We start from the raw sequence: 12,050 nt of genomic DNA, 5'->3' as shown, positions 1-12,050 counted from the left end.
GAAACAGGCAAAGCCTCATGTCAACGTGGCTTTGCCTGTTCCTATATAGCTGATGGCTCCAATCAGCACGATATACACATACAAATGATGATAGAAAAACATAAACTCCGAGACATTGTCACTGAACATAATCGATAACGGGCTCATCATCAATACAAGCGGAACCACCAGCCCCTTGCTGTCTTTCAAGCCGAAAATAACTCCCAGATGCTTATGGCACAGCCACAGCAATGCCCCTGTTTTGATGGTGATCATCACCGTCCAGACCGCTACGAGAGCGACGTCGACCCGTTCCCAGAACTCATACAGGGTAATATACTTGACCAATTCTACCGCTGGAATCAACAGACTGCCTGCCAGATGCGGCCCGAACACAAAAAAAATCTGGATAACCATACTCAGCAACAGCAAGAACCCCATCAGCATGCTGGCTACATAGACAGCGATACGCCGCTTCGTAGGAAATTTGATATAAGGAACAAAGAAGAACAGGAACAGATACTCCGAGCACATTCCAAAGGACTGCCAAGCTGCATAGGCAATCGATAGGGGCGGCTGAGCAAGAATGGGCATGAATTGCCTGATTTCCACTTCCTCGAGTACAGTCAGCGGCATCAACATGATAATCGTCGCCGCAAACAGGAACACAAGGCTTCCGAGACGCATGATCGAAGACAGACCGGTCCATGCCGCATAGCCAGCTGTCAAAAGTAGGATAAAAGAGAGGACAATCATCGGAGTCTCCACCAAAAAGTACCCGTGCACCACCTCGATGAAATTACGTACCGTCACGATGGTTACTACAAGCAGAAACAGAAAATGAACAGCCAAAAAGAAGCGGTGAATGACCGAAAGGCGTGCGGGCGGCTCCTTATCTACCTTTTGACGCAGGGTAAGCCAAAACAAGCCCAGCAGTAAAAGAAAACTCATCGAAAAACCAATCAAAAGTCCGATCCAAGCATCCTGTTTTGCTGTATGAAAAATACCGTTGGGCATCAGCGACAAGGGAACGGTCACAAAAGACACCGCAAACAGTCCGAAAAACTGCCAAGCAGAAATAGCCGGATGGCGCATCATGCGACACCTCCCTATTCTACTATAGACAGAAAAGCCGCGGAGCTATACCTCCACGGCTGAGTCAGATGAACTATTCTTTTCGATAGACACAGACGACCATCTTGACAAAATACTCACGGAATCCAGGGAGCTTCGCAAGACCTGCCAGCTGATTACGCAACGGAATCTCGCGCTCATATACGGACGGATGCTTCACGCCCTGCTGAATGCGGCGGAATCGGGAGATGGTCATGCGGTTGATATAGCTGATGGTCTCCTGCCCCATTTCATTGGTGCTGAAGCGAAAGCCGATCCGCTCCTCACCGTCTGGCAATGGCTTGACCAATTGCTTGTACGCTTGGATCAACGCATGCTCCGGGAAGATGGAATGCACCCATGGAATTCCGATGGCATCGGAGAGGTGGGCACCGAACGGATGGTAGTACGGCGGGAAGTTGATATAGATATGACCGCCTTTTTTGAGAACACGGAAGCACTCTTCCAGTGTCTTCTCCGGCTCACCGACATGCTCCATCGCATCGTTCATGATGATCGTGTCAAAGGATTCATCCTCAAACGGCATGGCCGCTGAATCTCCGGTGACGAAGTGGGCGATATCGTCTAAGCCTTTTTCCTTGGCAAATGCGTTGGCTTCGTCCGCATAGTGCGGCACGATGTCGATCCCGACGATTTTGCTTGGCTTGTAGGTGGCATAGTAGCAGGTCTTCCCACCGCCGCCACAGCCGATATCAAGCACCGCTTTGCCCGTAAACATCTCCTGCTGAGAGTGAAACGGGAGGAAAAACTCGATGGTGGCGCTCCCTTTTTGGAACTGCCATTCGGTGTAGGTCATCTTGCCGTCATTGGCGAGGTTGAATGGATGAACCGGGAGCGGAAACATTTTATTGAGAGCAAGCAAGGTTTGTGTGGCAATAGACAAAGCGCATATCCTCCTATTTGGCCCGCGCCAATGCTTTTAGTACCAGTTCACTGCTTTTCATCGCTTCGGTATGCAGCAGGTGTGAAGTCTCTTGGATGGTTTTGCGCTCCCGCTCCAGATTGGTGGTACGCTCCTGCAGCAGAGGAATCAGGCACTCACTCGTCAGATCCTTGATATGTCCGGCACACGGCATGCCCGCGCGCTCGACGAACCGATCGATCTTGGGGTCGTACGAGATTCCGGTGAACGGAATGCCCAGCATACAAGCGAGAATCAGTGAGTGCAGACGCATTCCTACGACATACTGGGATTGCTTCAAGAGACTCATGATCTCGTGGAAGGAGACTGGCTCCTCCAAGATCTGTGCGCCGTCCTGCTTCATCAGGGAGAGAATCTCCTTGGAGGGAGCGATGTCGCTTGGGACGTGCATCGGCAAAAACAGCACGTTCCAGCCCTGCTCCTGATAAAAATCAGCGGCTTCGGCAATCACCTGCTTAAACCGCTCCTCCGACTTCCAGCTTCGAACGGAGAAGATTACCAGCGGACGGGAGAGATCAGAGAACAGCTGGGAGACGAGTTCGCGTCCGCGCTCGTCCGAAATATCTTGAGGGAGAATCGTCAAGGCCGGGTCAGCGGTCACATGCAGTGGAGCCCGCACCCCGCAAGCCTTGAAATCTTCACCCGATTCATAGTCACGTACGGTGATGATATCAACTTGGTTGACCACATTTTTGATCAGAAACCGGCTGATCGGCTTTAGGATCGGACCAAACCCTTGTGCGTAGAAGACGACAGGCAGACCAAGGAGCTTGGCAATCGTCACGATCCCCAGATAGTACAGCACGCTTCGCGGACTGGTTACGTCCTGCATCAAGGTTCCGCCACCCATCACGAGCAGGTCGCTTTGCTTCAGCTGACGCACAATCGTCGGCAGCTTCCAACGATCAAAAGCAGGAATCCCAAATAACGATGTTGTCTTCTCAGGCGTATTGGACAACACTGACAGTTCTATATGAGGTTGTTCGCGTCTGAGCGAGGTAATGATTCCATAGAGTACAACATCGTCTCCGGCATTATTAAAGCCATAATAGCCAGAGATCAGAATTCGAGCCATGCGAGAACCTTCTTTCTTTTGCATACGTACAAAAATAGTCACATCCCCAAGTATAATAGAGAATTCATGAGGAAGTAAAGCAACACAGCGGCCTCGGGGCAACTGACAACATCTTGTCCAAAACGCCTTCCCAAATGCCTTATTTACATCATAAAATAAACGCCGGCAGCCATCATCGCGATGCCCAGCACGATAAAACCGATCATCATATAGAAGATACCGTTGTTTTTACGGCGACGGAAGAAAAATTCATCAAACATAGATGGTGGACCTCCTGTCTAACTCTTATCCGATTTATCTTATCACGAGAAGGGGGGAGGGGGGAATATGAAAAAAGACCGCGGAGTGAGCGGTCGCTTCGACTTTAGAAAAAGAAATCACTCTTTCGGACTTCAGCTTTCAGCGTTTTACTTTTAGAATAGATGGTTTTAATGGCATTTGTAACCTTTTCGCTGCTAAGCACCAAGTGCAGATGGTTTAGAAACTCCCTTTCATTATCGCAGGGTGTATGAGGAGCAACTTCTTCAATACTAGTATCAAGTTCTACAGGAAATTCGGTTTCGGGATTATGATAAACAGTAAATAATGTATACGTATAGTTATCCAAGCCTGGTGATACAATGTTGAAATTGGTAGCGATAGGGTATCTCGGTTTTTTTTGTTTTTCCAAGGAGGGATAAGTTGAATCCGAAATCATTTTTGGAAGTAAATTAACAGTCTCAAGTCTGACTTTCAGTACAGATTCTGTTTTGTTCTCAAGCAACTTTGCTTGCTCTTGCAGAATGCTGATTACGACATGGTGATTGTCGTCTTTAAGATTTAAATTTCCCCATAAGTCCATGTCTTTTCCTCCTAAATAGTAAGTTTAAATGTGATTGGAAGATGATCAGAGTACCTGGAAGCATCGGGTCTTCCTTTTTTATTTACTAGTTTTATTCCAGTACGATTGATATGTGTTATGATTTTTAGATCATTCAGTGGGAAATATTCAATTAGTTTTGGACGAATGATTACTTGATCAAACATGTTCCAAAAGTGAACGATCGATTGGTTATTTCTATAATAGTAAGACCCCAGGGTTTCGTGAGTTGCCTTTCCATGAATATGCCAAGATGGATTATAAAAGAAATACTTTTTGTAACCATCAATTTTTCTACTCTGAGCTAATGCTGTCTCCTTACACATGATAGCATGGAACCCATCACAAGAGACCATTCCATCTTCAAAGGGATTCATGTTAAAATCACCTACAATAACGGTTTCCAAAGTATTGAATTGTTTTTCAAGATCCTCAATTTCTCTAATGACTTTGGTGGCATACGATAACTGGTCTTTCTCGTTCTTTTCTCGTTTACTAGGTAAATGAACACCAACCAGTAAAAATAGAACATTGTCATTTTGGTATCTATATACGGAGAAGTGCTTACTATCTTTAATGGGCGTAACAAGACCTGGAAAAGCATGTATGATAAGAATCCTTTCCGTGGAGATCAGTGATCCTATCTGAAAGTCCTCATTTACTGATTTGAGTTCATTGATTAGAGAATTAACATCTAATCCTTCCGTCTCACTTAGAATTAGAACATCAACATTGTATTCTCTACATAAATCTACAAGTTCTGTAACTGTGTTTTTTTTTCTTATATTCCAAAACAAGAATTGAATAAGATTCCCTCCCACTACCAATTTTTTGATTTTACAATATCAAATCACAGAGTTTGTTTCCAGAAAACTTACGGAGGAACCAACCCATGTCTGACACCACTACCTACTGGCTCAAATACACTCTGCATCTCCCACAGACTCTCGAAGAAATCTTCTCGCTCGACATCCTTGCCACCGACTACACCCTTGGCTGGATTGAACCGCAAGTCGAGGTGATCACCACGGACAACGGCTATGACTACGCCGAACGCACGGATGCACCGCTGACCGCTTACGTCTTCGAGCCAATCACCGACACCGAAGAAGCACACACAGCCCGCCTGCTGACCTATCTCGGCCAATATGACGGACAAGTCCAACTGATCACCACCGAAAAAGTAGAAGAAGAAAATGAATCCTGGAAGGACCAGTTCCAGCCCGTCCAAGTAGGGAAGTGGCTGATCGCCCCATCATGGACACCTGCAGAAGAGACAGAAGCCCATGACAACATCCTGTGGATTGATCCGGGAGCGGCTTTTGGAACAGGCTATCACGGTACGACACAGGATATCCTTTTATTCTTACAAGAAATGGACGACCTCGCAGGGCAGACCATCATCGATATTGGTGCAGGATCAGGGATTCTCTCGATCTACTGTGCACTTCAGGGCGCAGAGCAGCCTGTCTATGCCATCGACATCAATCCAGAATCTGATTATGAGATCCGTCATAATCTCGGGCTGAACAACCTGCCAGATACAGCGATTGAGGTGATCATCGGAGACGCCAGCCAGCCGGATGCGCAGACGGCGATGGGACTGCCTGAGCAGGCCGACATGATTTTCATCAATATCGGCGGTGACGAGGATATCTCGATGCTGCCACTCGTGCAAAACATCATGAAACCAGGTGGCACGCTGATCCTCTCCGGCATGGTCGAGTGGAATGAGGCAGATGTCGAAAAAGCATTCGGTCAGATCGGTTACCGTGTATTGGCACGCCGTCAAAGTGAAGAGTGGGTTACACTTTTGTGTAAATTGTGAGAAAATAGAGACGAGAAAACAACAAACCACACTTCAATTTATGGGGAGGATGTACATATGGACCCTATCGTTATCGTCGCGGCCGGTCGTACGCCGATCGGCTCGTTTGGCGGCCAATTCAAGGACGTGTCCGCACGCAAGCTCGCAGAAATCACGATTCGAGGGATCATCGAGCGGGCAGGAATTGATCCGTCACTGATCAACGAAGTGGTGCTTGGCAACTGTATCCAACGCACCGATGAGCCTAACATCGCCCGTACCGCAGCGATTGACGCAGGACTTGGCAAAGAAGTAACAGGCCTCACCGTCCAGCGTCAATGCTCGTCTGGTATGCAGGCGATTGTAAGCGCTCACAACCAAATTGCTTTGGGAGACAACGAAATCATCATCGCAGGCGGCGTTGAGAGTATGAGCAACGCACCCTATGTCCTCAAGGGCGCACGCTGGGGCAAACGCCTGATGCACGGCGAGATGACCGATGCCCTCTGGGAGCTTTTGACCGACCCGCATCACGATATCCTCATGGGGGAGACAGCTGAGCGATTGGTTGATCTGTACAAGATCACCCGTGAAGAGCAAGACGAGATCGCCCTCCGCAGCCATCGTAACGCGCTTGATGCCATCGACAACGGCTTTTTTGAAGAAGAGATCATCCCGGTACCGGTGAAAAAGCGAAAAGAAACCATCCAGGTCACCACGGATGAGCACCCACGCCGCGATGTAACCGCAGAATCACTCGCCGGGCTCCGTCCATCCTTCCGCGACGATGGAACGGTCACCGCAGGCAACGCATCTGGACTCAACGACGGGGCATCTGCCGTTATTTTGATGAAAGAATCCCGCGCCAAGGAACTGGGACTCACCCCATTGGCCCGCATCGTCTCTTATGCATGGGCAGGCGTAGAGGCTGATCTGATGGGCTACGGGCCTGTACCATCCACGCAAAAAGCACTCGCCAAAGCAGGGCTTACACTCGCTGACATCGATCTGATCGAAGTGAACGAAGCCTTCGCTGCCCAGTACCTCGCCGTAGAGAAGCTGCTCAACCTGCCACGCGAAATCACCAATGTCAACGGCAGCGGCATCGCGCTCGGTCATCCAGTAGGCTCGACTGGCAGCCGCATCGTCGTATCCCTTTTGCACGAGATGAAACGCCGTGATGTCAGACGCGGTCTCGCCACCTTATGCGTGGGCGGTGGCATGGGCATGAGCATCGTTCTCGAACGCTAAGCCCATCAGCCGATTCTTTTGGTATAAAGCAAGTTTTCCCAGCCCATACTAGTACGGAACCCCATGTTAGCACCCACTAAGATGGGGTTTTTTGCATAGTTGCGAGGAGGGGGAAAACCGCATGCTACGAACCTTATGGGACACCACAGCCAAACGAATTCTATGGAGCATCCTTGCCATTGCCGCACTTGGCGCCTTTGCCTACGCTGGCTACACCATGTACAACTACAAAAAGATGACAAGAGAATGGTACCAGCCACTTACGGAAGGTGCGCAGCCCGAACCGCTGATCCAATCATCAGAACTGCCACCCGGGCAAGGTGCGCCAGACCCAGCACAAGGTCAGATGGAACCGTCTTTATCTTCTATTTTATCTACCAAACCACCACAGGAAATCTACACCAAGCCAACGCCCATGTCGCCCTTCACCATGCTGCTCATCGGAGTAGACAGTCGGGAAGGCGAACGTGCCCGCTCTGACACGATGATTCTGGCAACGGTCAATCCGGCTGAACAGCGCGCTTATCTCTTATCGATCCCGCGCGACAGCTACATGGAGATCCCCGGACATGGCCGTGACAAAGTGAACCATGCCATGGCATTCGGCGGCCCGGCGTTACTTAAGAGCACTCTTGAGAACTTTTTCTCGATCAAAATCAACCGCTACATGCGCATCGATTTCGATGGATTCCGCAAAGTCGTCGACGAGCTGGGCGGTGTCGAGGTGAACGTGAAAAAACGGATGAAATATACCGACCCATCCGATCACACCTACATCGACCTCAAACCAGGCGTTCAGACGCTCAACGGCGACCAGGCGCTCGACTATGCCCGCTACCGCAAAAGCGACTTCGGCCACGAAGACAGCGACTACGAACGCATCCGCCGCCAGCAGGAGATCATCAAAGCGCTGGCCAACAAAGGGGACACCATGCAAGCGTTTCTCAAGGCCTTCAAGCTCATGGAGATCATGGGGAAACATATCAAAACCGATTTAAAAGAAGAAGAGCTTTCCTCTCTGCTCGTCACCTATTACGACCCCGAACACAATCACATCGAGACGGAAACACTTCAAGGCGCCGACGAACGAATCTGGCATCATGGCATCAAGGGATGGTATTTCCTCGTGCCAAAAGCCGAGCGTACACGGATTCAAGAAAAGATCAAGGCGGTTAAAACAACTCCGGCAGCGAATACATCATCCACGGAGAAAACCTCATCCACAGAAAAAACAGCCCAAGACAGTCCTGCCACCAAAAATACATCCCCGAACCAACCCACATCACCCTCTCCCGCCACCCCCTAAGGCTGGCTGGGGGAAGGTCTCTGGTTCCGTGCAAAGCCTCCTTTGAAGACCTTGCCCAGCGCAGGGAAAAACAAGGGCGGCTTTTTACTTCTTCGAAGATACCCAGGGGCAACCCCTTCGCACGATTAGGCTTCTTCGAACCCTTTTGCCCCGCCCATAGCCCTTGTTTTTCCCGGAGCGGACAGTCAATACAGCCCCTTGCGGGTCTTCAACAGAGGCTATGCACGGAACCAGAGACCGCCCCCCACCAACCTTAACACCGCTCATCCACGAACTTCTATTGCTCCCCACACCCTTTTGATCTAATATAGAGAATAGGAAGATGTTATGAATGTGAATCAATGTGAGAGGCGCCTATTCGAAGGAATGGAGGTATCCCGTCACATGACCGTAACCAAACCTTGGTTTGCTTTTTATCCGGAAGAAATTCCGACGAGCCTGGAATACCCCCGTGTTCCTTTGACTCATTTTCTGGTAGAGTCTGCGAACAAGTATCCATCGAACAACGTCTTGTACTTTATGGGTAAACGCATTACGTATTCAGAACTTTTGGGATTGTCTTATCAATTTGCGAATGCTTTGATCAAGCGCGGTGTGAAAAAAGGTGACCGCGTAGCGATCATGCTGCCTAACTCCCCCCAGGCGGTGATTGCTTACTATGGCACGCTTTTTGCCGGAGCCGTAGCGGTGATGACCAATCCGCTCTATACCGAGCGCGAGCTGTCCCACCAGCTGGGTGACTCTGGCACAGAAACCATTGTCACGCTTGACATACTCTACAACCGTGTCATGGCCGTGAAGTCGAACACGTCATTGAAAAATGTGTTTGTCACGAGTGTCCGTGATTATCTGCCTTTTATCAAAAAACTGCTGTTTCCACTGGCTCAACGCAACCAGCCAAAACCGCCGGAGATTACATACGGCAATGGAGTGGAGCGCTTCGTCGATGTTGTCAACCAAAGCCCGTCCACGCCGGTAAGCGTGGAGATTGACCCAGAAACCGATCTGGCCCTCTTGCAGTATACAGGCGGTACCACCGGCTTAGCCAAAGGTGTCATGCTTACACACATGAACCTTGTCGCCAATGCGATCCAATGCCGCACCACGATGTATAAGCTCAAGGACGGTCAGGAACGCATCCTGGGAGCCCTGCCATTTTTCCATGTGTATGGGATGACCACTGTGATGAACTGCGGGATTGTGATGGCGGGCGAGATTATCCTGATCCCACGTCCAGAGCCCAAAGCTCTCCTCGAAACGATCCATAAGATGCGGATCACGATGTTCCCAGGTGCCCCAACCATGTACATCATGCTGATCAACCACCCTGATCTGCAAAAATACGACTTGTCTTCCATCGAGGCTTGTGTCAGCGGTTCGGCCCCATTGCCGCTTGAGGTACAAGAGCGCTTCGAGGCACTGACAGGCGGGAAGCTGGTAGAAGGCTACGGCCTGACAGAATCCTCACCAGTGACGCACTCCAACCCATTCTGGGGCAAACGTGTCAGCGGCAGTATCGGTCTGCCATGGCCAGACACAGACAGCAAAATAGTCGACCCGGCGACCGGCGATGAAATGCCGCCAGGTCAAGTAGGGGAGCTGGCAGTACGCGGCCCGCAGGTGATGAGCGGCTACTGGAACCGTCCTGAGGATACCGCAGCGGTACTACAGAACGGCTGGCTGTTGACCGGAGATATCGCCACCATGGATGAGAACGGCTATTTCTACATCGTCGACCGCAAAAAAGACATGATCATCGCAGGTGGCTACAACATCTACCCGCGTGAAGTGGAAGAGGTGCTGTTTGAGCATCCGGGAATCGTGGAAGCCGCTGTCGTCGGTGTACCGGACCCATACCGTGGTGAAACCGTCAAAGCGTATATCGTCGCCAAAAAAGGTCAAACCCTGACCCAAGACGAGCTCAACACCTTCTGCCGTCAACGCCTGGCCTCTTACAAAGTACCACGCAAGTACGAGTTCCGCGACGAACTGCCGAAGACCACTGTAGGCAAAGTACTTCGCCGCCAGCTGCAGGACGAAGCGAAAAAACAGATCGAACAAGAAGAGAATACAGAAAAATTAGGATAAAAAGATTTGTAAGCGCTAACTGGTATAAAACAGAAAAAGACATGTTTCTCAGGAAAACCTGTAGGAACATGTCTTTTTTAGGCTAAAAACGGCTTTCTGCATCTTGCGACAGCATGACCTCTTCTTCATGAATTTCAATCGCACCATGTTCGTCAAGCAGGTTCGTGATCGATTGACGCAGTGACTCGTTTGGTATCGCCACCGTCAGCACGACCAAGCCTTTTTTGACATGCTCGGTCATAGCTTCGGCGGTATAGCGGTTGATTCCCATATCGATCAGCCCGCCCGTGATGCCACCGACAACCAAACCAGACAGCGTCGTCATGATCGGGCCAAGTGCGATCAACGGCCCGATACCGGGGATCAGAATCGTGCTCATCCCAATCGCCAGACCCAGACCACTGCCGCCAAGAGCGCCCCAGCCGATTCCGTCAGCCACGGTATCAGTGCTCAGGTCACGTGTGCTATACTCATCTGGTGCCTGATGCACGATCGAGATATCTTCCCGCTTGACAAAGGATTGCAAGGCATTAAAGACTTGCTCCGCCTGTTGCGGGGAATCATAGACGGCCATCAGATGCGGATAGGGTTTCTTCATCAGTTGCACCTCCTTTTTCATACACCTTACAGCGTTTTCAGATACTTCATCACTTCCCGGATCTGCTCGGTGTCCAGACCGAGATTGGGGAGAGCCGGCATCTGACCGCGTCCGTTCATCAATACATCATGCAGCTGCTCGTCCGTAAGACGCTTCGATACACCAGCCAATCCAGGGCCGACCAATGTTTCCTGTGTGACATTATGACAAGACGTACAGTTTTGTTGAACGATTGTTTCGCCGTCATAGGGTGCATTTGCTTTGCCTGTGGGGCCGGACGCTTCCAGACGGTCATTGATCGGGGTGGCGAAGAAGGCATAACCGACTGCCCATATACCAAGGAACAGGTACAGCCCGATCAAAAACTTCGGTACTTTCGCATTACCCATCCGAATACCGGAGACTTCATGGTACTTCTCTTCCTGTTTGTAGCCTTGCCCGTTTTTGTTTGGATCGTTCTTTTTCATCGGTTGGTGTCACCCTCCCTTTCCCGCGTAGGAATCGGTGCAGATGGAGCCCCTGTTCCCGCGGTGGATGGAGCAGGCTTCAGAGACATCAGGTAGGCGATCAGATCGTCGGTTTCCTGTTCGGTCAGATAGTTATAAGATGGCATGATACTGCCAGGCAGCACATCGCGTGGATTCTTCAGATGTGCCTTATGCCAGGCGGGACTGGTGCGGCGTCCCACCCACATCAAGTCAGCACCGGTACGGACCGTTCCCTGCATCACAGGGGAGTCGTAATAATAGTCCTGCGGTACAGAGACAGGCCCCAGATTCATGTCCCCCTTGGTAGGCCGGACGAATTGCGTGTGGCAGGTATGGCAGCCTTCCCGTATGTAAATTTGCCGTCCCCGGTACTCCGGTGAGTCCGCTGCGTAGTTACGGATTTCGGCATTGGCGTTGGGCCTCTTCATCGTATCCTCGAAAAAAGGCAACAGCACCGTGGCGATTGCTCCGGTCGTAAACAGGACAATGGCTCCAATAATAAAAGGGGTGGTAATTGATTCTCTTGGTTGTGACATGGATGTC

12 protein-coding genes are annotated in these 12,050 nt (G+C 50.3%); 4 read left to right on the top strand and 8 right to left on the bottom strand.

Features of this window, described 5'->3' with window-relative positions; translation table 11 throughout:
* Positions 1–15: 15 nt before the first annotated feature.
* From FGI41_RS17185 to FGI41_RS17165, 5 genes are all read right to left on the bottom strand, one after another.
* Complete coding sequence (locus FGI41_RS17185; protein WP_139491575.1) at positions 16–1,077, bottom strand: GerAB/ArcD/ProY family transporter; 1,062 nt, start codon at positions 1,075–1,077, stop codon at positions 16–18.
* 70 nt (positions 1,078–1,147) lie between these two features.
* Entirely contained in the window at positions 1,148–1,957 is an 810-nt protein-coding gene (locus tag FGI41_RS17180; RefSeq protein WP_438358033.1) for a class I SAM-dependent methyltransferase, read from the bottom strand.
* 52 nt (positions 1,958–2,009) lie between these two features.
* A complete protein-coding gene (gene csaB / locus FGI41_RS17175) occupies positions 2,010–3,110 on the bottom strand; it encodes a polysaccharide pyruvyl transferase CsaB (protein WP_139491573.1) in 1,101 nt (366 codons plus the stop codon).
* Between the two features lie 364 nt (positions 3,111–3,474).
* Positions 3,475–3,951: a hypothetical protein gene (locus FGI41_RS17170; protein ID WP_139491572.1), complete on the bottom strand. Its 477-nt coding sequence runs from the start codon at positions 3,949–3,951 to the stop codon at positions 3,475–3,477.
* Between the two features lie 11 nt (positions 3,952–3,962).
* The gene (locus tag FGI41_RS17165; protein WP_139491571.1) at positions 3,963–4,766 is read right to left on the bottom strand and encodes an endonuclease/exonuclease/phosphatase family protein; all 804 of its coding nucleotides are present in this window, start codon (positions 4,764–4,766) and stop codon (positions 3,963–3,965) included.
* Between the two features lie 95 nt (positions 4,767–4,861).
* On the opposite strand from FGI41_RS17165, the gene FGI41_RS17160 reads away from it, so the two are divergent.
* The 4 genes from FGI41_RS17160 to FGI41_RS17145 all read left to right on the top strand — a co-directional run bounded on the left by FGI41_RS17160 (position 4,862) and on the right by FGI41_RS17145 (position 10,421).
* Positions 4,862–5,797, top strand: a complete 936-nt coding sequence (locus tag FGI41_RS17160; RefSeq protein WP_139491570.1) for a 50S ribosomal protein L11 methyltransferase — start codon at positions 4,862–4,864, stop codon at positions 5,795–5,797.
* 57 nt (positions 5,798–5,854) lie between these two features.
* Positions 5,855–7,027, top strand: a complete 1,173-nt coding sequence (locus FGI41_RS17155; protein WP_139491569.1) for a thiolase family protein — start codon at positions 5,855–5,857, stop codon at positions 7,025–7,027.
* 121 nt (positions 7,028–7,148) lie between these two features.
* The gene (locus FGI41_RS17150; RefSeq protein ID WP_176560325.1) at positions 7,149–8,333 is read left to right on the top strand and encodes an LCP family protein; all 1,185 of its coding nucleotides are present in this window, start codon (positions 7,149–7,151) and stop codon (positions 8,331–8,333) included.
* Positions 8,334–8,717: 384 nt separating this feature from the next.
* Positions 8,718–10,421, top strand: coding sequence for a long-chain-fatty-acid--CoA ligase (locus tag FGI41_RS17145; RefSeq protein ID WP_139491568.1), 1,704 nt, complete (start codon positions 8,718–8,720; stop codon positions 10,419–10,421).
* Between the two features lie 82 nt (positions 10,422–10,503).
* On the opposite strand, the gene FGI41_RS17140 is transcribed toward FGI41_RS17145, so the two are convergent.
* The 3 genes from FGI41_RS17140 to FGI41_RS17130 are packed head-to-tail and all read right to left on the bottom strand — an operon-like array spanning position 10,504 to position 12,043.
* Positions 10,504–11,019: a hypothetical protein gene (locus tag FGI41_RS17140; protein WP_139491567.1), complete on the bottom strand. Its 516-nt coding sequence runs from the start codon at positions 11,017–11,019 to the stop codon at positions 10,504–10,506.
* A 26-nt stretch (positions 11,020–11,045) separates the two neighbouring features.
* On the bottom strand, positions 11,046–11,486 hold the full coding sequence (locus FGI41_RS17135) for a c-type cytochrome (RefSeq protein WP_139491566.1): 441 nt from the start codon (positions 11,484–11,486) through the stop codon (positions 11,046–11,048).
* Positions 11,483–12,043: a cbb3-type cytochrome c oxidase subunit II gene (locus tag FGI41_RS17130; RefSeq protein WP_139491565.1), complete on the bottom strand. Its 561-nt coding sequence runs from the start codon at positions 12,041–12,043 to the stop codon at positions 11,483–11,485. Before FGI41_RS17130 ends, FGI41_RS17135 begins: the two co-directional genes overlap by 4 nt.
* Between the last annotated feature and the right edge of the window lie 7 nt (positions 12,044–12,050).

Source organism: Brevibacillus dissolubilis, from assembly GCF_006170445.1.
Taxonomy (GTDB): Bacteria; Bacillota; Bacilli; order Brevibacillales; family Brevibacillaceae; genus Brevibacillus_B; species Brevibacillus_B dissolubilis.
This window is presented reverse-complemented; position numbering and strand designations above follow the sequence as displayed.